Raw genomic sequence first — 21,469 nt, forward strand, 5'->3', positions numbered from 1 at the left:
GAAATGGTGGTGGGGGAAGGATTCGAACCTTCGAAGTCGATGACGGCAGATTTACAGTCTGCTCCCTTTGGCCGCTCGGGAACCCCACCTGGGGTATTTCGTTACTTGATGGTGCCGGCTACCGGAATCGAACTGGTGACCTACTGATTACAAGTCAGTTGCTCTACCAACTGAGCTAAGCCGGCATCAAGTGGTGCGCATTCTAGGAAGACCTGGCCTCCGATGCAACAAAAAAATTGCGATAAATGTTCTTATGCTTACTATTTGTGCAATTCTTCGCAAATTATCGCTCTGACCCAGAAAAACCGTTCAAAGAAGCGCCGTTTTAGCGATTTTTTAACCAGTACTAAAGCGCATGATTTTGCGATTGCACTGCACGAAGTTGTTAACCTGCCGCCAGAACAAGACTAAAAAGTCATCAAGCCAGAAAAATAAGCTTAGTAGAGTAGATAAGTCAGGGACAGAACCCAGTGAGAAGGACGGGTAAGAACGGCTTTCGTTCAGGCGTCTTCATTCGTAGGGGTAATCAGTTTCTTTTGCTGATTGCCAGCACATTATTCAATAAATGCGGGTGCCGTTGCGTTTGCGCTCGCAGAATTTATTTTTCCTTCAGCTACCGTCTCTCTGGTGGTAACCTCCTGCCCATTGTTTTCTGAAATTTACCTTAGTCACATGAGCTGGAAAAGGCGGGTTTATCCCCCTGGACAGAGTAGTTAACTCTACGACAGGCAAATTCTTGCTGGCAGAAGCATGCATATGAGCAAAAAAGACCCCTTGTTGACCACCCCCTATTTACAATTCAATCGTGATCAATGGGCTGCGCTCCGCGATTCAGTCCCTATGACACTGAGTGAACAGGAAATTGCCCGTTTAAAGGGGATAAACGAAGATTTATCTCTTGAGGAAGTGGCAGAGATCTACCTTCCACTCTCACGTTTGCTCAATTTCTACATCAGTTCTAACGTCCGTCGTCAGGCTGTGCTTGAGCAGTTCCTGGGAACCAATGGCCAGAAAATCCCTTATATCATCAGTATTGCTGGCAGCGTTGCCGTGGGGAAAAGCACCACGGCCCGCGTATTGCAGGCATTGCTGAGCCGCTGGCCGGAACATCGCCGTGTAGAGTTAATCACCACCGACGGCTTCTTACACCCCAATGAGGTGTTAAAAGAACGCGGCCTGATGAAGAAGAAAGGCTTTCCGCAGTCTTATGATATGCACCGCCTGGTGAATTTCGTCTCAGATCTGAAATCAGGCGCTTCGCAGGTCACGGCTCCTGTCTACTCTCATCTGATTTATGACGTTATTCCGCAGGGCGACAAGGTTGTGCAACAACCTGATATCTTAATTCTTGAAGGGCTGAACGTGTTACAGAGCGGGATGGATTATCCTCACGATCCGCATCATGTCTTTGTCTCTGATTTTGTGGACTTCTCTATTTATGTTGATGCCCCCCAAGACCTGCTGCAAAGTTGGTACATCAACAGGTTCCTGAAATTCCGTCAGGGGGCATTTACCGATCCAGACTCCTATTTCCACAATTACGCCAAACTCTCAGAAGAGGAAGCGGTAGGCGTGGCAACTCAGCTCTGGGAAGAGATTAACCTTATGAACCTTAAGGAAAATATCTTACCAACCCGGGAACGAGCCAGCCTGATAATGACCAAAAGCAGCGATCATGCTGTAGATTTGGTCCGCTTGCGGAAATAAAAAAAGAGGGGCATCAGCCCCTCTCTTATTGCGATCACTCTTGCGGTCGAAGCGATATTTCGCCCCCCACCCAGGATTTTCTCACCCCGTCCTGCTCCAGAATTAACCCACCCTGCTGATCAATCCCTCGCGCAATCCCCGGTATTTCTTTATCACCAATCAACAATTTAACCGGCCGGTTGATAAAGTTATCCAGCTCACCCCAGCGGTCGATAAAGGGTGCGAGCCCCTCACGTTCAAAGAGCGGTAACGATTCACGCATATTATTGATCAGCTGTGCCGTTAATGTATTCCGGTCCACGCTCACCCCGGCTTCCTGCAAGTTTATCCACCCCTGATTAACGATACTGGCATCCGGTGAGCGCATAGCAAGGTTGATACCCGCGCCGATCACCAGCTGAGCCGCATCGCCGGTTTTCCCCGTTAATTCAACCAGAATACCGGCCAGTTTACGGTCGTTCAGATACAGATCGTTTGGCCACTTAACGCGAACGTCTTTCGCCCCCAGAGATTGCAGCACTTCAGCAATCACAATACCAATCACCAGGCTCAAGCCCATTGCGGCCATTGGACCCTGGTCAAGTCGCCAGTACATGGATAAGTAGAGATTAGAGCCAAACGGTGAAAACCACTGGCGACCACGTCTGCCTCTGCCTGCCTGTTGATATTCCGCCACACAGGCATCGCCTGACTGCAGCGTATCCATTCTCTCCAACAGGTACTGGTTAGTAGAATCAATGACCGGGATAACGGCCAGACGCCCTTCCTTCAGCTGCGCCATGATGTTCTCTTCATTTAGCAGCTGCATAGGGGCTGGCAGGCTATAGCCTTTACCGGTGACGGTGAAGACATCAATCCCCCAATCCTTTAGGGTCTGGATGTGCTTGTTAATCGCGGCACGGCTCATGCCCAGCTGTTCGCCGAGTTGTTCGCCAGAATGGAAATCGCCATCAGCCAGCAGGCCAATCAGCGTTAACGGGACGGTATTCGCTTTCATGCAATCACTCCGACAGCATCTTTCTCACCCTGAGCGCCGATAAAGCGCACTTCAGGCTCCAGCCACACGTTGAATTTCGTGCCCACCCGTTGGCGGACTTCATGCGCCAAAGCCACGATGTCACTGCCCGTAGCGTTCTCTTTATTGATCAGAACCAGCGCCTGCTGTTGATGAACTGCCGCCCCGCCAAAGCTAAATCCTTTTAATTCACACTGCTCAATCAACCAGCCAGCAGCGAGTTTCACTTTGCCATCAGGTTGAGGGTAAGAAGGAAGCGTTGGGTAACCCGTGCGAATAGCGTCCGCAACTTCGGCGCTGACTACCGGATTCTTGAAGAAGCTGCCAGCGTTACCTGTTACAGCCGGGTCAGGCAGCTTACTGCTGCGCATAGCGCAGACGGCATCGAATATCTGTCGGGGAGTGACCGTCTGTGGATCAAGCGTTCTCAGGTCGCCATAAGTCATGACCGGAGACCACTGCTTCTTCAACACCAGTCCTACGGCAATAATGGCATAGCCCAGTTGATACTGTTGCTTGAAAATGCTGTCACGATAGCCAAACTGGCAGGCTGCTGCCGTCAGCCGCGTTATTTCGCCACTGTTCAGATCCACTACCTCAACGTAGGCACAGACATCCTTAAGTTCAATGCCATAAGCGCCAATATTTTGAATCGGTGCTGAGCCGACACAGCCTGGGATCATCGCAAGATTTTCCAGTCCCGGAATCCCCTTCTCCAGCAGCACCTGCACCAAATTGTGCCAGTTTTCACCCGCACCGATATGCAGATGCCAGCTTTGCTGGTCTTCCTCAATCTGGATGCCTTTAATTCTGTTGACGATCACGCGACCGGAAAAATCCTCTAAAAAGAGAATATTGCTTCCTTCACCCACTAACAACACGGGCTCTTTCTGCCGCAGGCTCTGTTGCCAGGCGTGCAGCAGCGACTCCACGCTGGTCACCACATCAAGGTTAGCGGCATGGGCATGAAGACCGAAAGTATTCCAGGGGTGTAGAGAGTTATGTTGAGAGGACATGCTCAAACCTTAATAAAATAATCTACTGAAGAGTGTACCCCATCCCTCCGTAAGCTTGCAGAAGATTTTAGGCTAATACAAATTTTTCTGGTGATGACTGGAAATAAAAAACAAAAAAACTCAAAACAAATCATATTAATCCTCAGAAATAGAATTAGTCAAAGCCAGAGAAAAGAAAACTAAATACCACTACATTCCTCCACCATTAAAACCCTCAATTTTATTTAACAATGAGCATTTCAAAGCCTTTCTGAGGTTTAATGAGGTGCACGATAGCCTTAAGAGCGTTATAGTTACTCAATACCATCAGATAATTACCATTTGATTAGGCTTAGATTTTCCATAAGTTCCACCTCTGTTTGAACAGTCATAAACCAGCATGGATACTCAATCATCAAAATGTTTTCTGATGAATGTTATTAGGGAAATTTCATGACATTTTTATTAGACAATGGTGTTAAATTCGTGCCAGAAAAAAGGTTCTTGATTAGCGTATCAGGTAACATCGTTAGCTTGTCAGAAAACAGTTACCGTTTTCTGATCCTGTTACTGGAAGGTGAAAATGATAAGCAAAAAATCATCAATCAAATCTGGCATGAGCAGCGTGGAGTAGTCAGTGACAGCAGCTATTATGGCCAGATCTACACGCTCAGAAAATCATTCGAACTGGTTGGTCTTTCCAGCTCGCTGATAAAGACTATCCCTCGCCGGGGTGTAAAATACGTTGGTAAAGTCTCAAGGAATGAAGAGCTATCCGTCCCCTACCACGATGATAAGGCTTACACAGAAACACCTTTATTATCACCTTTGGACACCCAATCCTCTGTTCTCGCTCCTGAACAAGCAAATACTCAGCCTGATAGCCAGAAAACCAGCCGCAGTAAAAAGTGGGATATATTTATATCGACTTTGGCGGTGCTAGCGGTTTGCTGGTTAACAACATTAACCATGATGGTTCTCTCTCTTCTTTCACAATCAGCATAATTAATGAATGATAATAAAAATTATACTTAATTTGAGGACTACTGAGGCCAGATATTATTAACTCTGCTTGCCATCAGTGAGGAACGGTTGGCTTCACACTGACATCACATCCAAAAATGGATAACTAAAAACGAAAGGATTAACGCATGAACGACTTCATCACTAAATACTCTATTCTGACGTATGTCCGCATGGAACAGCTGGTAAAAGACCAGCGAGGTGTCACAGCCATAGAGTATGCCTTAATCGGTGTTGCTATGGCGACATTACTGTCAGTCATTCTTGGTAATACCGAGTCAGGATTCCTGGGGAAATTAAATGAATCATTTAAGAAAATAGCTGATGCGATAGAAAGTGTCACTAGCAGTAATCCCGGCACACCTTAATCTCTGTAGCTTATAGATACGTTTTTCACCCTGTAGCCGCTGCAAGGATAATGTAGCTCTAAAACCTTGCAGATCCTCCTCGCTACTGAATTCAGGAATGAGAAAATGGACTGGCTGATCAAAATGGACTTTTTGCTTGTCGCACTGATGCTGATGTTCATCTCATGGCGGGACATCACCACCAGAATGATTAGCCACAAAAACCTTTTACTGCTTACCGTGGCTCTGGTTCCCTTGTTTATAGTTGAAAAAAAATTTCCTAACTTCATTTCCGCATGTTGGGTTTTTGTTGTCTGTTTCATCCTGTTCACGCTGCATATCATTGGCGGAGGCGATGTGAAGCTACTCACTTTATTGTCTCTTCCCTTTTCCAGTTCTGCGCTCACCGCATTTTTACTCACTACTGCCTTCTGGGGCGGTGTGATCGCTTTATTCGGCTTGATCTTTTTTAACCGGAACGTTCGCCTGCACGGGGTTCCATATGGATTAGCCATTTCTTTGGCATTTATCAGTATTTATCCGATTACCGTTGCGCCTTACTAAACTACCCAGGGCCATTATGAATAACAGAACACTCTTTTATCTTTCTCTCATTGTCATCTTTATTGGGCTGGCGGGTATTTTTCTGCAAAACAGATCACGTGATATCCCACTTCAAAATCAGCGCATTCCTGAGCTTAGCGCTGTAAGAAAAACCATTTTTGTTGCAAAATCCACCAGGGAACTGCATGCCCATGAAATATTATCACCAGCTGACTATAAGATTACCGAAGTTGAAGTTGAGGAGGAAAGCCAGACAATAACGGAAACCCCGGAGCTGCCGCCGACCAGTCTCAAAGGTTATCTTATTCTGCATTCGGTCGCAGAAGGGAGCACATTATTACCTGAAATGCTTGAATCTCCGCTGAGTGCAACATTCGTCAAAAACAGCCTCAAGAAAAATGAACTTCCCTACTCAATTAAATTGAAGTCTGATGATGCCTGGCTGCTCAATTTTCTTAGCGTAGGTGATGACGTCGTCCTTTATCTGAGAATAGCAGAACATAAAAATACACGACTTACCAGAAGTAGTGAAGGGCATGATAGCAGCCCGATATCAGACAGCGAAAGGTCTGGATCTACCCTGACCCGATTCCTTGGACCGTTAACAATCATCTCCTTCTCTACATTACCAGAGAAAAGATTCAATTCAGATGAAACCGTCGGTGAAGTCATCGTTCGCCTGACCCAGGATCAGATGAAGAAAATCCGCGTTGTGGAGAAATATGCAGAAATCCTGATGTCACCGGCTTCAAACGAGGATGATTTTGATAACTCGAAGCTCTCGCTAAATGAGGTCTTACCTCAGTTAACTCCTTTGCTGCCTGTCAGAGAATTACGAGGCAATAAGTGAACATTAAAACCCTTCACAACTGCTCTTTCTCTCTTTCAATGAAAGCAGGCTTATTCATTTTACATTCACTTCTCTTCACCTGCGCAAGCTATGCTACTGAGATCTATCTGTCACCTGGAGACTCTCAGGTGTTTGATGTGGGTGACAATATTGATACCGTATTCATCTCATCACCCAAGATTGCTAATTACGAAGTCATCGGAACTCACAGCCTGATCGTCTTTGGTCAAACCGATGGCCGCTCTGAACTGACCGTCTTCAATAAAAACAGTCAACAGATCCTTAAAGTCACGCTGATCGTCGACCCTTTATTAAGCTCACTGGAAAAACAGATCCGTGCCCTTATCCCAGAACACCAGATTACGCTGCATAAAGTGGTCAATACCTATGTCATCAGTGGCACAGTTGCCACAGAAGAAGAGCGGGACAACGTCTATAAAATCGTTGGCGAAGGTGTCTCGAGCAGCAGCAGCAGCAGCAGTGACTCTTCCCCCATTGCCTGGTTAGATCATGTTATCTATCCCAATGTTATTAACAACCTGAAATTATTATCGACCAATCAGGTCAACGTGAAGCTGTCGGTGGTCGAGGTAACCAAAACCTTTAGCGACAACCTTGGTATTGATTGGGGCAGCATAACGGGCAATACCGGTAGCATCACGCCTGGCGCCTTTCGTTTTGTGAAATTCAATGCGGATACGCTCAGTGGGATGATCCATGCCATCCGCAATGACAGCATAGCCAGAGTGCTGGCTGAGCCAAATCTCTCCGTGCTTTCCGGGGAAACGGCCGAATTTCTGGTCGGTGGTGAAGTCCCGGTGCTGACCAGTTCGGCAAATGGCACCTCAGTTCAGTACAAAGAGTTCGGCATCAAACTCAATGTTGGCGCCAAAGTCAGCAGCAGCGAACGGATCCGCGTCACCCTCAGTGAAGAGGTCAGCAATGTTCAAAGTGCTTTTAATATCGCTTCCGGAGAAACCTTTCCTACCTTTCAGACACGCAGGGCAAAAACCACGGTTGAACTGGCCGATGGGGAAAGTTTCTTGCTGGGTGGGCTGATCAGTAATAACGAACGCGAAGAGTTGGCCCGCCTGCCCTTTATCGGTGAAATCCCGATATTAGGTGCCCTTTTCCGCCATGCCCAAACCGAACGTTCCCGAACAGAACTGGTCGTTGTGGCCACCGTGACGCTGGTTAAGCCACTTACGGCTGATGACGTGGTCTTTCCTGATTTCCGTCGAAGCTCAACGATGTCGCGCTTTTTCCACGTCAACGGGATTCAAAACGTGCGCCAGCGAAAATTAGCGGGAGAGTTTGTAGAAAAAGGAGGATTTATTAAATGAAACCTCTTATGGGAGCGATCCTTTTTCCGCAAAAGGACGGGAAATCGACGCAGGAAAAACCCTTTATTGTGCTGTCCACACGCCAGGAAGTGAACAGCGAGCTGGCGCGTTCGCTGCGTCTTGCCGGGTTCACCCAGGTGGAGATGCTCAGCCAAACGCTGGCCAGTGTGGTGCCGTTGCAAATTTCGGCTGATGCTCACGGCGTGATAATAGACATAGGCCCACTCAGCTGCTCAGAGAGTGTGGTAACCACTTTATTAGCCATCATTCCGCGTAATGTCTGGTGCTGTGTGGTCGGTGACAGTGATTCCATCACCCTCGCGCAATCCTTCGCCAACTATGGCATCCATTATTTTAACCTCAGCGCGCAACGCGAGATGGTCATTCAGGCTGCCATTTCTGGTGCCACCTTAGCTGTCCGCCGCTGGGCGCTGAGCATTAGCGTGCTTGGGTGTAAAGGAGGTGTGGGGAATACCTGGATAGCCTGGCAACTGGCAACCCGTATCCTCCAGTTACGCCCTGCCCCTACCTTATATATTCAGGGGAGTGCAGCTTCACAGGACCTTGACCTGCTGGCTGGGAAGAAACTTCAGCAGGACGTCACGCAGGTCAGCAAGAACCTCGACGCGCTTCGCTCAGGGGAGGCTTATTTACCGGATCTCAGTCAGGAAAGCTTCCTCAGCTATAACTTCGTGCTGTTTGATCAGGCTATCCATACGGCAGATAAGGAAACGCTGCGCCAGATTGCCGGACAGTCTTCCTGTCTGGTGCTGGTGATGGACCGGTCAATGACCTCGATAAGACTGGCGCGCCGGATGATTGACACTGTTGAGGCTATCAACCGCGCAGGCCTGATGTCCCGCCGCTTATTACTCTGCCTGAATGATACCCGCCCACCAGCGCCAGAGATGCTTACGCAAGAAGACATGGAGTCGCTGCTGGGAAGAGAGCTTCATTTCGTCATTCCCTGGCACGGTCAGTCGCGCTCCTTGTTCCGCCGTCGTAGCACTCGCACGCCACTGGAAAGTCTTACTCTACAGATCCTTGGCGAACCGGCTAAAACCCTCTCAGCCTCTCGTTGGGCAGTAAAGAACAAGGACCGTTAAATGGATATCAGCATCGAATTACAGGAAACCCTGCGGGAAGGTGTGCTGAATACGATGGAGGTGAACAAAATCGAGCATCTGATTCAGGACCGAACGTTACTGCTTACCGAGACCAACCGACTGCTGGAGCGAGTGCTTACGGAGAAAAATATCTACCTCCACCACCAGGCCCAGCAGCTGATGGCTGAATTGATGGCTGATGAGATAGCCGGATTTGGCCCGCTTCGGGCGCTGCTCGAAGACGATCAAATCAGCGATATCCTGGTCAACGGCCCGGCACAAATCTACGTCGAACGCTTTGGCAAACTCGAATTGACTGCCTGTCGTTTTATCAACAATCAGCAGCTCACCGATATCGCGAAACGATTAGTACAAAAGGTGGGACGTCGCCTGGACGAAGGCCAGCCTCTGGTGGATGCCCGGCTGCCCGATGGAAGCCGACTGAACGTCGCCATTCCTCCTGTGGTGCTGAATGGCACCGCTATGTCTATTCGTAAATTCGGCAAAAACACGCTGGAACTGGAGAGCCTGATGGCCTTAGGGGCCCTCAGTAGCCAGATGGCCAACTTCCTGATCATTGCTACCCGTTGCCGCGCCAACATCATTATTTCTGGTGGCACCGGCTCAGGCAAAACCACGCTTCTGAATGCGCTGTCGAAATACATCGACGCCTCTGAACGCATTATCACTCTGGAAGATGCAGCAGAGCTGCGACTGATGCAGCCTCATGTTTTGCGCATGGAAACCCGGATGGCTGGCGTCGAAAATACAGGAAAAATCACTATGCGCGCCCTGCTGATTAACGCCCTGAGAATGAGGCCGGACCGCATTATTGTCGGCGAATGTCGTGGCGAAGAGTCCTTTGAAATGTTGCAAGCAATGAACACTGGCCACGACGGATCGATGTCAACGTTGCATGCCAACAGCCCCAGAGATGCCCTCTCCAGGCTGGAGAACATGGTAATGATGGCGGGGATGCATATCCCGATCGACTCAATTCGCCGCAACATCGTTTCAGCGGTCAATATCGTCCTGCAAGTTTCTCGTCTGAATGATGGTTCGCGAAAAATTATGAACATCAGCGAAGTCATGGGGATGGAAGGAGATCGTGTCATCTTGCAGGATATTTTCTCCTTTCGCAGTGCAGTGGATCGCACAGAAGAAGCCAAAATCAGCGGGGAATTTATTAATCACGGTCTGCTAGTCCGCTCGGTGGTGATGCGTAATGCCGCGATGTTTAAGCTGAGCGATGAGCTTAAGCAGATTTTTGGGATGGAGTAGCTTATGGCCTATCTGATGGTGTTGGTCGGTGCTGGGCTCCTGACGGTACATCTTTATCAGTGGCGAAAGTTGACTCGGTCAATGAGCCAAAACAACACGCCGCAACGTGCTTTTCCGCCCATTCTCTACCTGCGCGCACGCTGTAATGAGTGGCACCACTATGCGCTGGGTGACCGTTCGTTGAAGGGGATGAAAGGCGCTTTGGTCTCGCTAAGCCTGCTGTTGGCGCTGCTGTTCCTCAATGCTAACTGGCTTGGATTTAGCCTGATATTTTTCCTGCCGGTTATTTTGTTCCTGCTGTTCATCTTCCAGTTACGGCTCGGTCGTTCCGCGCAGCGCCGCTATTTTGAGGACAGTTTTCCGGAAGTGCTCTCCGTCATCAATGCTGCCGTGTCGGCAGGGAACAGTATTCATCAGGCGCTGCACCGCTGTGGCGAGAGTATTTCCGGGCCATTGGGAGAAACCTTCAAACGTATTGACCGGCGGCTCTCGGTAGGAGAAGAACCCGAACGCGTCTTCAGCGATGCCTGTAAATCCTATCCTTACAACGAGTTCTACTTTTTTATGGTGGTGATGTTGGTCAGTCTTCAACACGGTGGCCAGCTAAGAATGCTAATCGGTCGGCTAATCCGCATCATTACCAACAGCAAGAATATGACGCGCCGTAAGCTGGCAATGACCTCAGAAGCCCGTAGCTCGGTAAAAATCGTGGCGGCTATTCCCCTGCTCTTTTTCTGTGGAATGAAGTACTTCAGCCCGGAGAATTTCGATTTCATTTTTAACGATCCTGCCGGCCAACTGATCCTTTATTACGTGCTCGCCAGCGAAACTCTCGGCATCGGCATCATCTGGATGTTGCTGAGGAGGGCGCTGTGATGATCTTTTTTTATCTGCTGATGGTGATGCTGGGGAGCTGGATTGGCTTCAGGTTTGTTCGCCAGCAGCGCCGGGTGGCACGCCAGCGGCAGCTTATCGACAATCACCACGAAACAGAGCTGCAAACCCGCCGGGGCACACTTGACCTCCGGGCGTTGATCGTGGCTGACGTTGCCTGGTTACTGTTCCTGCAGCGTCTGGATCAAAGTCTGTCGCAAAAATTATTGTTGTCCTGTGGCATTACTGTCGGGCTGATCGCCTTAAAGCTGATCGGGCTTATCCGTTTCGACTGGCAAAGTGCAGCCATCAGCCTGTTGCTATTGATGATGATCGGCATCGTTACTCCAGCCATCCTGCTGACGGCAGCAGTGAATACCCGCACAAAGAAAATGTCTGCAGCTCTCCCCTATTTCATCGATCTGCTGGCGGTTTGTGTGCAGGCCGGGATGACGGTTGAAAATGCCTTAAAATTCACTGCCTGGCGCAGCGATGACATCGACCCAGTCCTGACCGGGATGATGCAGCAGCTGGCTAAACGTGCCGAGGTCAGTGGACTGGAAGAAGCATTAACAGATTTGTACCACTCCGTTGATCTCACTGAACTCAGGATGTTCTGCGCAATCCTGCAACAAAGTGTGCATTACGGCACCTCGCTATACGAAAACCTGATCGAACTTTCACAGGATATTCGTGAAATGCAGTTACTCATTGCGGAAGAGAAGATTGGCAAACTGGGCGCCCGCATGAGCATCCCGCTGATCCTGTTCATTATGTTCCCCGTCACTGTATTGATTGCCGCCCCAGGCGTTTTAAGGATTATGAACAATGCGATATTTTAACGCTTCCTGCACCACCCTGCTGCTGTGCGCAGCAATGCTGACTGGGTGTAAGACTCCCCCAGCGATGAACACCTCAGAGGCAAAATATCAGGAGGATATTCTGCTCAACGTCAAAAATTATGGCGGGCTGATTACCCTGTACCGAAGTTGGCTGAAGCAGAAAGAAGATCCACAAACCCGGTTAAAACTTGCCCACTATTACTCTCTTTCTGGTGACGCAGAATCTTCGCTTTATTATCTGCAACCGCTCCTGCAAAGCCCAACCCTTCCCCTCTATTCCCTGCAAGCCAGGGACCTGATCGCGCTCGGTCATTACAGCCAGGCGATCCAGGTCGCCGACAGGATGATCCAGATGGCCCCCAGAGAGGCTGATGCCTGGAATCTGCGGGGGATTGCGCAGGCAATGAATAATCAATTGGGGGAAGGACAGCGATCGCTGGAAAAAGCCCGCTCACTTTTCATTGCCGATGAAGTGGCGCTGAATAATCTGGCCATGCTGGCCATGCTGCAGCAGCGATATCAGGAGGCCATTGACCTGCTGCTGCCGCAATATTTACAAGGTCACAAGCAAGAGCCGCTGTTACATAACCTGATCCTGTGCCTGGTTAAAGTCGGCGAAACCCGTTATGCCCATGAGATCATCCGTAAGGAGAAATTGTCCCGCAATCCAGAGGCACTGACAGAAGCCCTTGCACAGCTCACCCCTCTGGGTAAAAGGATCGAAGGATGAACCGCTTAACAAGCCTGTTTATCAACCAGCGAGGAGCAGCTTCGATAGAGTTTGCGTTCACCCTCATCGCTTTTCTGTTTATGGTGTTTTTTATCTTCGAAACGGCCCGCCTGGCCTACATTTCTGCCGTTATCGATCTGGCCGTATCGGAAGCAGCAAAAGAGGCAAAGAATGCGCCAGCCGCTTCAAACAGCAGCTATCGGGATCGCTTCAGCAGGCGGCTGACGGAGGAAGGTGGCGTGTTATGGCGATCGGTGACCACTGCTGATGCAGTACAAATCAACATCACTTACTCCTCAACATTGCAGGAGATGATCAGCACTGGAGGCAGCCCTTCCTCATCCCTGAATAAACCGATCGCACGCTACCAGCTTGCCTTTCGTTATACCCCCATGTTTTTTCCTTTCCCGGAATTCTGGGCCACTAACTTATTAGTCCGTGAGGTGATCTTTGTTCAGGAGTATGAGCGTTCCAAATTTATGCACTGATCGTCGGGGATCCGTCTCGATCGAGTTTGTGATGATCTCTCTGGTCCTTTTTGTCCTGTTGATGTTTCTGACCGATCTGGTCATCCGCCAGGCAACCGTCGGCAAACTCGATCGAACGGCCTATTCCGTTGCCAGCTTGATGCGTGAGCGGATACAACTTTTCGAAGGGCGTGAAAGGTTGAATCAACAAGATGTTGATATTGCTGCGGGACTCGCCAGACGAATGCTGAGTGATATGCACAGTAAAGCCGACCTTTCCAGGCTGCAAATCCATGTGGAGGAGATGCATTTTAAGGACCCCACTGGTCAGACTGACCTGCGCAAAGAGATCCAAACCTATGCCCGCTGGAACAATGGCAAAGAAGGGGCACAGTGCCTGCCGCCTGAACCACTTACCAACCAACTGCAGCTGACTCCACGCGGCAGTTATGGCCGCTGGGTGCCGCTTTATCAGGTCACCGTTTGCTTACCCACAACCAGTTGGTTTGTTCGCCTTTTCGCGGGCGAGGAAAATCCGCTGCTAACATCTTTTGCTATCGTGATGCTGCGTTAAGTCAGTTCAACGTTGAAGGCAGGCTGCCTTCCCGAGACCAAGTAAGGAACGCTATGAATTTACTCTCTCACTCGCTGATGTCTTTGCAGAGACTTAGAGACGATCAACGCGGGGCGTTTGCCGTGACGTTCGTCATGCTGTCTGGCTTTCTGTTAGGCGTAATCGCTTTAGGGCTTGAAGGCTCGCGCTATATTATCGAGCGTGCCCGCCTTTCGGATGCTATGGAACAGGCGGCGCTGGCGTTATCTGCTGAAGATAATGGTAACGGTGCCGCGCGGAATGACAGGCTGGCCGCAGACTATTTGAGTGCTTATATGCGCCATGACATTGCTGTCTATCGACCAGACATCACTTTCAGCTCTGGGGTCAGTAGCACCAATCTCTCCTACGTGGAGTACCGTGTCCGCGGCCAGACCCTGCAGGAGTCATGGTTTGCCTCTTCGCTGTTTCCCAGCTTTGACCAGCAGCAAAGGATTGGTGAAAACGGGGCAGCGCGAAAATATCGCTCCAGCATTGATGTGATTTTCGTTACGGATTTCTCGGGGTCGATGAAAGAGATATTTGCCGGTCGAGGCAGCAAATTGTATGAATTGAAACGCATCGTATTAAAGCTGGCTCGAGAGCTTTACAGCTATGATGCTGGAAATCAGGCTGGCTTTATCCCTTTTGGCTGGGGAGGCAAACAGGGCAACAGATGCGATTTTCCCTTTGTTATTACTTCACCCGTCCCTCCCAACCTGCTGCAAGAAGGCATTTCCAGTGAGATTGAGGATTACATTGATATCAAAGGCACGGTGGCTGCCATTCCTAATGAAGTGAATGAAATCACTTTCCCGTTGAGCAACGTCGGTGAGAGTGCCTGCCTGAAGGGCAGCGTCAGTTCTCAGGTGCCACTCACTTCCGAACTGGCAAAATTCAGTAAGATTGAGAGTATGACCGCAATGGGGGGAACATTGGTCAGTTCGGGCGTGCTGCTGGGGGCAAAAGAGCTGGTTAAAGGCAAAGCGACCAGAAAGGTATTGGTGATTGTTTCCGATGGTAAAGATGATCCCGCAAAGATTACGCTTACCCCCAGGTTAATTAATGCCGGGATGTGTGATCGCATCCGCCAGGCAATCACTACGCCAGAGTCAGTTGGGAAAATCGCATTTATCGGCATCGGCTATAAACCCACCGTCGACTGGAAACGGTGTGTTGGCGATAAGAATTTTTATCTTTCCCATAATGTGAGCTCGCTTGAGGACTATTTACATCGGGCAGTCTTTGAAGAAGTGGGGCATAACGTCATTAAGGATTAATGATAATCAACCTGCCAGTAAAGAAACGATAGCGACTTTAATTAACTTGAACAATTGCCAACAATAAGAATTTAAAAGAGTAACCAGGAAATAATAGTGAGACGAAAAGGGAAAAAATCGCTATTGTTCTCCAGTGATATTTATTAGGGGGGATAATTAAGCCAGCCAACTCCCCTTTTTATTATCACTCGTAGAACCTCGTCTCTTTAAAAGTACCAGCGAGTTTCTTTTAGGGAGAATGGTTGTTTTTTTATCAAAGGAATAGTGAAATGAAAAAAACAGTAACAGTTTTAGGTGCCATGGTTTTTTCTGCGTCTGCACTCGCAGCAGCACCCGCGAGTTATGACACTAAGTTCAATGTTAGCGCCAATGTTCCGGACAGCGCAATGATCACCGATGCAGGTGGACGCCCGATATCAGATATCAATGTGGAAATGGTTGCCGCCGCCTCTGGTCGCATGGAGGCAACTGTACCTGCGCTGAAACTCTGGAACAATGACCCTCAAAAGTTAGAGGTGACACTGACGCTGCATGACGGTAATGTTAGTGATAATCAACCTTTTAACCTCTTTAGCACTCAAGGTGACGTGCTGAATAGCATGACCTATGAAATCCATGCAATTACGTCCGGTGCACCTAAAAAATTCGCCACCTCTGGCAGCAACAATGATTTCACCCTGTTAAGCACGGGTTCTCACGGTGAACTACCCGTAGTATTCCGCTTCGTTTCAAATGAAGAGTATAAAGACCTTGGACAAGGTCACTATTCAGGTACCGTTTACGCGAATCTTTCCGCCAAACTTTAATTTCTTATAAAAGGAACAGGGGTAAATCACTTTACCCCTGCCTTATGGATATGAAAAACAAAACAGCAGCGATCTATATCTTGCTAATAATCTCTGGGAGCCACAGTGCCTGGAGTATACGTCCTTCCCAGATAGAGCTTGAGGTAACCGCAGATTCCGTGGCCAGAATTGCACTTTATTATCAGGACAAACCGGTGGCAGGAAACCGATTTGATTTTTATCTTCCGGTTAATGGTTTGAGCCAGAAATTCGAACACACATCTGCTTTTTTTCACATTGTTGGCAACGTTGAAAAAGTCAGTGTGGCATTCGAAGAACAGAATTTTTATCTGCATCAGGTTACAGGTGGGAGCGATAAAGTCACCCTCGCAGGCGGATTTATTTTCAGAGGGGTTGAGACCGATGCCAGCAAACTCTTGCAGTTGCCTGTCATTCATTCCATAAGCCAGGCCACGACTCACAATGGCATTAAAGTGCATTTCACTTCTGAATTTTTAGCTGGTCGTTACACCAAGGGCCACTACGCCAACACTTTCACGCTGCTTCTAACACCGGTTATTTAGGGATTAAATAATGAATGGTCAGAAGACCCCCGGTTCACTGCTCTTTATCATTACTCTGGCCCTGTTTTTTCCGGCAAAAGCGGCAGAAATAGCCGTGCCAAAAGGGTTTGAGGCGATTTTCAACTCCAGACAACAAGAGGTTGTCGAGATCCTCTACAGTGATGAATCTCTGGGAACCTTAAGTATTGAGTATGATCGTAACCAAGTCTTGCTCCACTCGCCCAACTTACTGGTTGAGCAGATAACGGCCGTTGAAATGCCGCCCTTGAAGATAACGGCGGCAGAGCTGCTGGCATTACTTTCCCGTCCACTCGAAAGAGTCGGGCCACAGGGTTCAGCTGACAAAGATATTGTCGTGTGGCTGGATGAATCTAACTCCTCTCTTTCTCTGATTTTTCCGGGCAGCTTATTCAGTACCGAACGCCCTGACCGGCAACACACTTATCTTCGTCACCTTTCGACCTCAGGTTTTGTTCACAGCCATAACCTTAATTATCTCACCGACTCTTATGGCGACTCATACAGCATAAGTGCCAGCGAGACGTTGAACCTTACCGGCAACAGTTACCTGAAAAGTGACTGGAATTATGCCAGTAATGTCGATGTGCAACTGGAGGAGTTTGCCCTCTATCTTGAACATGAAAATAAGCGGTTTAAAGCCGGTCGCCAGAGAATGAGCGACAATCTGAATAACAGCACGCCGTCCGTAAATTACAGCTTTTTTAATCCGGTCAGTTTTGACGGGATTTCGTTCGGCTACATGAGCGACAATTTTGTCTTTCAGGGCAGTGGCGCTGCCTCACCAGTTGTCTTATATCTGGCGCAAGCCGGAACGGTGGAGATCTATCGTAATGGCCGGTTGATCGATTTACAGCATTTTCCCGCTGGTTTGCAGCATCTTGATACCCGTAGCTGGCCCTCCGGAGGCTATAACGTCTTACTGGTAACCAAGCTTGCTAATGGGGCCCGAGAAGAAACGACCCAATCATTTTTTAAACGCACCGGAGCCTTTCGTGCGGGGGAGATTGAGTATATAACGCAGTTTGGTCGCTACGATCCGCATCAGGGTGAACGTAGCCCTTCAAAGACACAAAACTGCCGGGACTGCCTGTCCAACACCCACAGTGAAAGTTTCAATAATCACACTTTTGCTAACCTGGCTGTTGCCTGGACTACCGAGTCGGCTTTTTCTCTGGGCAGTGGCGTACTCGTTGATGACCGACTGGTTTATGGCACAGGCAGCCTTGATATTCCGATCAACAGTTGGTTGACAGAAAGGGTCTATATCGACGGGATCTTCGGTGATAAAAATAGCCTGGGATATCAGCTGGGAATGATGAAGAGTCTGCCTTACCTGGGGCTGAACGCCAGCTATCGCCACTATCAGTATCGCGGAGAGAAACAAGCTTATCGCCGTTATGGCCTGGTTCCAGCTTATGACTTAGAAACATTGCAATTTGGTGCAAACACTTTTCTCCCCTGGAATATGGCATTAGGGCTCAATTACGGTCTGAATACTTTTTATCAGGAGTTTGGTCGTCAACATAAAACAGAATTTGAAAACTGGGACCTGACGCTTAACCGCGATTTCGTTCTCAGCACGCAGCTCAACTTGCGGGTAGACCTCGGGTATCACCATGGTATTAACACCTACAGCAGTCGCCAGAACCACAACGCTGTCACTGAAAACCGTCTGTATACCCAACTCTCTCTCGGCATGCGCGAGCGTAGCCATAACCATTATCAGGCCTTACACCTGCGATCCAGAATGACCGACAACCGCAGTGATAATGTTTACAGCGCGGACTATACGCTGGATCTTGATAACCCAGAGTTCGATCGTGGTAGCAAATACGCCTTGGGCATCAGCACTGACAGGGGGCCAGGCAACACCACTAACACCGGCGTCAGTGCTACGGTTGATAACCGTTTTGGCTATACCTCCGCAGGGACATCCCGATCTTTTGGATCTTCTGACTACAACCAGCACTATCTTTCACAACGCAGTGGTTTTGCCATCGGCGAGGGTGTGATGGCATGGGGAAAAGTGGAAAGCGATGCGGCGCTGATCGTCGATGCTGATACTCTGCCGGAAGATCACTACTACGTGGTTAGTAATAGTCATCGTGAACCGGTGGTGATTAAAGGAGGCCAAAGCACCACGCTGAATATTACCCCCTATCAGAAAGTGGCGCCTGAAGCCGAGCAGCTGTTCACCTCCGATCTCAGCGCCTTCTATCATCTGAGCACCCAGACTCAGTCAACAAGGGCCATGCCTGGCCAGGTCTATCACGTAAAACTTAAGGCTACCCAGAATCTTACCGTCATTGGTCGACTGCTCCACGGCGGGCAACCGCTGTCTGAGGCCAGGATAGTTGGCGCCAATGCCTTATCCGACGAAGAAGGGCTGTTTGTCGGTGATTTCAGCCTGGAAACCCAACACCAGTTGACTTCACTTTCAGTCAGCAAAGAGGGGCAAACCTACCGCTGCCCACTAAATGCACAGGAGATAAAAATGACACAGGGAATTATGCAAATTCGGGAGGTTAATTGTGAAAGTCAATAAATGGCTACTTTGCTCTGCCGGGGCAACCTTACTTATTCCGGCGATAAAGGCTGATGCTATCGAAGTGTTTCCTATTGTTAAAGAGATTAGCCAGGAAACACCGCGCGAGAACTATATCTCAGTCAAGTCAGGAAGCCGCCCGGCTGAAAATGAGGAGTTAAGTCCTGTCGATAGCCAGCGCTATGAGTTTGTCACGCTGGAACTTTTTCACATTACTAACCCAGGTGACAGTAACGAGAAACGGGTTAAAGAATCGGGGAAGGCGGACCCTGACCTGATTTTCTCGCCCACTAAACTCGTCGTTCCCTACAGTGAACATCGTAAGGTTCGCCTGCTTCCCCTTAAAGAGATCAAAGTTGAAAAAGTTTATCGTTTACGTGTCCGTCCCAGCTATCCCGAACAGGAAATGGATAAGGGGAAAATTCGCTTTGCCGTTGGTTATGATGTTTTAGTTCGCTACCTGCCATCAGGTAGCCACGTTCAGGCAATTAGTCTTAGCTGCGAGGGCAATCAGTGGACCATTTCTGCTACCGGGAATGTCCGTAGCGAGTTGCGTGACCTGGTCGTTGATGGTCGAAAAGACCAAAAAATCTTCAATATCTATCCTGAATATGCCCGTTCGGTTAGCGTCAATAAACGCCTTGTTTTTGAGTTTGAGGGTAAGCAGCAGACTTACGAAGCTTGCCAACGGAAGGTGTAAACCATGCGAACCTCTCTCTTATGGGGATTATTACTGATCCCAGCACTGGTGAGTGCTGATGGCAGCCTGGTGATCCATCCACAGCCGAACGGCACGTTACGACTGATCGTAGAAGGAGGGTCTGGCGGAGCAGGCCGGTTAATTCAGCGTCAACCAGCAGGTGAAGCCATTACCCTGCATATTCTGCCTACCGGCCCAGCCAGGTGTGAAAATGGCAATTTAGCCGTGCCGCCATTAACCCTCATATTGCAGGTGCAACAGGATGATCAACGCTTGATCTGTGGCCAGCCAATAAGGTTGGAAGCCGTTCACCAGGATCGCTTGCTCCTGGTACTAGCCTCAGCCTCGTTGAAGGGGCCCCCGTCGGCGCTGCTGCAACAGGCAGGATCACCCGTCACCCAAATTGGCAGAGTTAGCTTCACCGTTGGCAATCGTCCTCCGGTCTTGTTCTCAGTGTCTCTGGACCTGAACGAACTGCAGCAGCAATCGGCTAAGGTTTCTGCAACTTTTGACAGTCCGACAGTGTCCCTCGGCCTGATTGGAGACAGGCAGAATAACAACAGCAACGCCCGGCTGCGTGTCACTAAAACCGCTTTGGCCCCCAGTGCGGCATTAAATTACAAGCTGAGCTTCGAATCCAGTCAACAAAGGGATAATCAGTGGAATTTACGTGCCCAGACAACAGAAAGACTGGTGCCCTATCAAATCCATATTGGGAAAGAAACCCTTGTTCCGGGCAGTGAGTATCAGCGAACTCTGCCTGCAGGCAAAACCACAAGTGATGTGATTATGCTTGAGTTTTCCCTCGCCGGAAAACAAACATGGGGGCTGCCGGCAGGCACAAGGCTTCTGGACACATTGACGGCCGTTATCACCCCTGACAGTTAAAGGAATAATGTATGAAAATCAGGCTTATCCCCACGTTATTGCTGATGATGACCTCTGCCACACCAGCTTATTCAGCCGTGACGGTGAAAACATCGATCGATGTACTGGCTGAGATCAGTACGGCTGTACATATTTACGTTGATGGTAAAGATGTGACTGACTCCGCTTTTAGTCTGAAGCTGGAAGATCAAGAGGGATATATGAAAGGTGTCACACCAATATTTCATTTCATTGGTAATGCCAGCTCTGTTTCGCTCTCCCTAAATACGCCGGCCAACAGTGAGCTTATTTCAGATAATAGCGATCGGATGAAGCTTTATACCTACTGGTTAAGGGTTGATGGAGGTGCCGCGAGTGCCGATTATAGTTTGAATAATCAGCAAGTTTACGCCACGTTAGCTGATGTACCTGACCAACAAAAGGGGATTAAGGTCGGTTTTCGTTCAACACAACGCAGTGAAACCTATCCTCTGGGATCTTATCGGGGTACTTTTGACGTCATTGTCAGCCCCTCAGTCTGAATTTTGCCTACAAAAAGCCCCATGTTTTCACATGAGGCTTCGTTTTAGAGGCAAAACAGACCTTTCAGGGTAACTTTTATCCGTCCCGTAAACGCAAAAAACCCCAACCTTCCGGCCGGGGTTATTGCCTGTTTGATGCCCGGCAGTTTGTGAACGTCCGTTCACCCTGCGGGCCTCAAACTTCACCCTACTTTGACGTCATTGTTAGCCTCACAGGCTGAATTTTGACTGAAAAAAAGCCCCATGTTTTCACATGAGGCTTCGTTTTAGAGGCAAAACAGACCTTTCAGGGTAACTTTTATCCGTCCCGCAAACGCAAAAAACCCCAACCTTCCGGCCGGGGTTATTGCCTGTTTGATGCCCGGCAGTTTGTGAACGTCCGTTCACCCTGCGGGCCTCAAACTTCACCC

Annotated in this window: 22 protein-coding genes and 2 tRNA genes; 20 read left to right on the forward strand and 4 right to left on the reverse strand. The window is 49.0% G+C overall.

Annotated elements, in window-relative coordinates:
- Positions 1–4: 4 nt before the first annotated feature.
- A tRNA-Tyr gene (locus WCC56_RS06010) sits at positions 5–89 on the reverse strand.
- A 20-nt stretch (positions 90–109) separates the two neighbouring features.
- Positions 110–185: transfer RNA gene (locus WCC56_RS06015), tRNA-Thr, on the reverse strand.
- 571 nt (positions 186–756) lie between these two features.
- Here WCC56_RS06015 and coaA point away from each other — a divergent pair.
- The gene (gene coaA / locus WCC56_RS06020; RefSeq protein WP_424691501.1) at positions 757–1,707 is read left to right on the forward strand and encodes a type I pantothenate kinase; all 951 of its coding nucleotides are present in this window, start codon (positions 757–759) and stop codon (positions 1,705–1,707) included.
- A 34-nt stretch (positions 1,708–1,741) separates the two neighbouring features.
- Here coaA and birA read toward each other — a convergent pair whose 3' ends face one another.
- Positions 1,742–2,704, reverse strand: a complete 963-nt coding sequence (gene birA, locus WCC56_RS06025; RefSeq protein WP_424691502.1) for a bifunctional biotin--[acetyl-CoA-carboxylase] ligase/biotin operon repressor BirA — start codon at positions 2,702–2,704, stop codon at positions 1,742–1,744.
- A complete protein-coding gene (gene murB, locus WCC56_RS06030; RefSeq protein ID WP_424691503.1) occupies positions 2,701–3,738 on the reverse strand; it encodes a UDP-N-acetylmuramate dehydrogenase in 1,038 nt (345 codons plus the stop codon). Before murB ends, birA begins: the two co-directional genes overlap by 4 nt.
- A gap of 432 nt (positions 3,739–4,170) precedes the next feature.
- Between murB and WCC56_RS06035 the strand changes: the two genes are divergently transcribed.
- From WCC56_RS06035 to WCC56_RS06125, 19 genes are all read left to right on the forward strand, one after another.
- Positions 4,171–4,722, forward strand: a complete 552-nt coding sequence (locus WCC56_RS06035) for a winged helix-turn-helix domain-containing protein (protein WP_424691504.1) — start codon at positions 4,171–4,173, stop codon at positions 4,720–4,722.
- A gap of 146 nt (positions 4,723–4,868) precedes the next feature.
- A complete protein-coding gene (locus tag WCC56_RS06040; RefSeq protein ID WP_424691505.1) occupies positions 4,869–5,108 on the forward strand; it encodes a Flp family type IVb pilin in 240 nt (79 codons plus the stop codon).
- Between the two features lie 105 nt (positions 5,109–5,213).
- On the forward strand, positions 5,214–5,651 hold the full coding sequence (locus WCC56_RS06045; RefSeq protein ID WP_424691506.1) for an A24 family peptidase: 438 nt from the start codon (positions 5,214–5,216) through the stop codon (positions 5,649–5,651).
- A gap of 16 nt (positions 5,652–5,667) precedes the next feature.
- Positions 5,668–6,501, forward strand: a complete 834-nt coding sequence (locus WCC56_RS06050; protein ID WP_424691507.1) for a hypothetical protein — start codon at positions 5,668–5,670, stop codon at positions 6,499–6,501.
- A 38-nt stretch (positions 6,502–6,539) separates the two neighbouring features.
- Entirely contained in the window at positions 6,540–7,844 is a 1,305-nt protein-coding gene (locus WCC56_RS06055; RefSeq protein ID WP_424691522.1) for a type II and III secretion system protein family protein, read from the forward strand.
- Positions 7,841–8,950, forward strand: a complete 1,110-nt coding sequence (locus tag WCC56_RS06060) for a tight adherance operon protein (protein ID WP_424691508.1) — start codon at positions 7,841–7,843, stop codon at positions 8,948–8,950. Before WCC56_RS06055 ends, WCC56_RS06060 begins: the two co-directional genes overlap by 4 nt.
- The gene (locus tag WCC56_RS06065; RefSeq protein WP_424691509.1) at positions 8,951–10,231 is read left to right on the forward strand and encodes a CpaF family protein; all 1,281 of its coding nucleotides are present in this window, start codon (positions 8,951–8,953) and stop codon (positions 10,229–10,231) included.
- 3 nt (positions 10,232–10,234) lie between these two features.
- Positions 10,235–11,107 (forward strand): type II secretion system F family protein, encoded by an 873-nt coding sequence (locus WCC56_RS06070; RefSeq protein ID WP_424691510.1) that lies wholly within the window; start codon positions 10,235–10,237, stop codon positions 11,105–11,107.
- Positions 11,107–11,946, forward strand: a complete 840-nt coding sequence (locus tag WCC56_RS06075) for a type II secretion system F family protein (RefSeq protein ID WP_424691523.1) — start codon at positions 11,107–11,109, stop codon at positions 11,944–11,946. The genes WCC56_RS06070 and WCC56_RS06075 overlap by 1 nt, the downstream gene beginning before the upstream one ends.
- Positions 11,933–12,676 (forward strand): tetratricopeptide repeat protein, encoded by a 744-nt coding sequence (locus WCC56_RS06080; protein ID WP_424691511.1) that lies wholly within the window; start codon positions 11,933–11,935, stop codon positions 12,674–12,676. The genes WCC56_RS06075 and WCC56_RS06080 overlap by 14 nt, the downstream gene beginning before the upstream one ends.
- Complete coding sequence (locus WCC56_RS06085) at positions 12,673–13,164, forward strand: TadE/TadG family type IV pilus assembly protein (RefSeq protein WP_424691512.1); 492 nt, start codon at positions 12,673–12,675, stop codon at positions 13,162–13,164. The genes WCC56_RS06080 and WCC56_RS06085 overlap by 4 nt, the downstream gene beginning before the upstream one ends.
- A gap of 31 nt (positions 13,165–13,195) precedes the next feature.
- The gene (gene tadF / locus WCC56_RS06090; protein ID WP_424691513.1) at positions 13,196–13,717 is read left to right on the forward strand and encodes a tight adherence pilus pseudopilin TadF; all 522 of its coding nucleotides are present in this window, start codon (positions 13,196–13,198) and stop codon (positions 13,715–13,717) included.
- Between the two features lie 53 nt (positions 13,718–13,770).
- Complete coding sequence (locus WCC56_RS06095; RefSeq protein ID WP_424691514.1) at positions 13,771–15,015, forward strand: pilus assembly protein TadG-related protein; 1,245 nt, start codon at positions 13,771–13,773, stop codon at positions 15,013–15,015.
- 269 nt (positions 15,016–15,284) lie between these two features.
- The gene (locus tag WCC56_RS06100; protein ID WP_424691515.1) at positions 15,285–15,821 is read left to right on the forward strand and encodes a hypothetical protein; all 537 of its coding nucleotides are present in this window, start codon (positions 15,285–15,287) and stop codon (positions 15,819–15,821) included.
- 50 nt (positions 15,822–15,871) lie between these two features.
- Positions 15,872–16,384, forward strand: a complete 513-nt coding sequence (locus WCC56_RS06105; RefSeq protein WP_424691516.1) for a hypothetical protein — start codon at positions 15,872–15,874, stop codon at positions 16,382–16,384.
- A gap of 10 nt (positions 16,385–16,394) precedes the next feature.
- Positions 16,395–18,950, forward strand: a complete 2,556-nt coding sequence (locus WCC56_RS06110) for a TcfC E-set like domain-containing protein (RefSeq protein WP_424691517.1) — start codon at positions 16,395–16,397, stop codon at positions 18,948–18,950.
- The gene (locus WCC56_RS06115; protein WP_424691518.1) at positions 18,937–19,650 is read left to right on the forward strand and encodes a hypothetical protein; all 714 of its coding nucleotides are present in this window, start codon (positions 18,937–18,939) and stop codon (positions 19,648–19,650) included. Before WCC56_RS06110 ends, WCC56_RS06115 begins: the two co-directional genes overlap by 14 nt.
- A gap of 3 nt (positions 19,651–19,653) precedes the next feature.
- On the forward strand, positions 19,654–20,538 hold the full coding sequence (locus WCC56_RS06120; RefSeq protein WP_424691519.1) for a hypothetical protein: 885 nt from the start codon (positions 19,654–19,656) through the stop codon (positions 20,536–20,538).
- An 11-nt stretch (positions 20,539–20,549) separates the two neighbouring features.
- Positions 20,550–21,059 carry a hypothetical protein gene (locus WCC56_RS06125; RefSeq protein WP_424691520.1) on the forward strand — a complete coding sequence of 170 codons (510 nt, stop codon included), beginning with the start codon at positions 20,550–20,552 and terminating at the stop codon, positions 21,057–21,059.
- The last annotated feature ends 410 nt before the right edge of the window (positions 21,060–21,469 follow it).

It is taken from the genome of Erwinia sp. (assembly GCF_049696395.1).
In the GTDB taxonomy this organism is placed as follows: Bacteria; Pseudomonadota; Gammaproteobacteria; order Enterobacterales; family Enterobacteriaceae; genus Erwinia.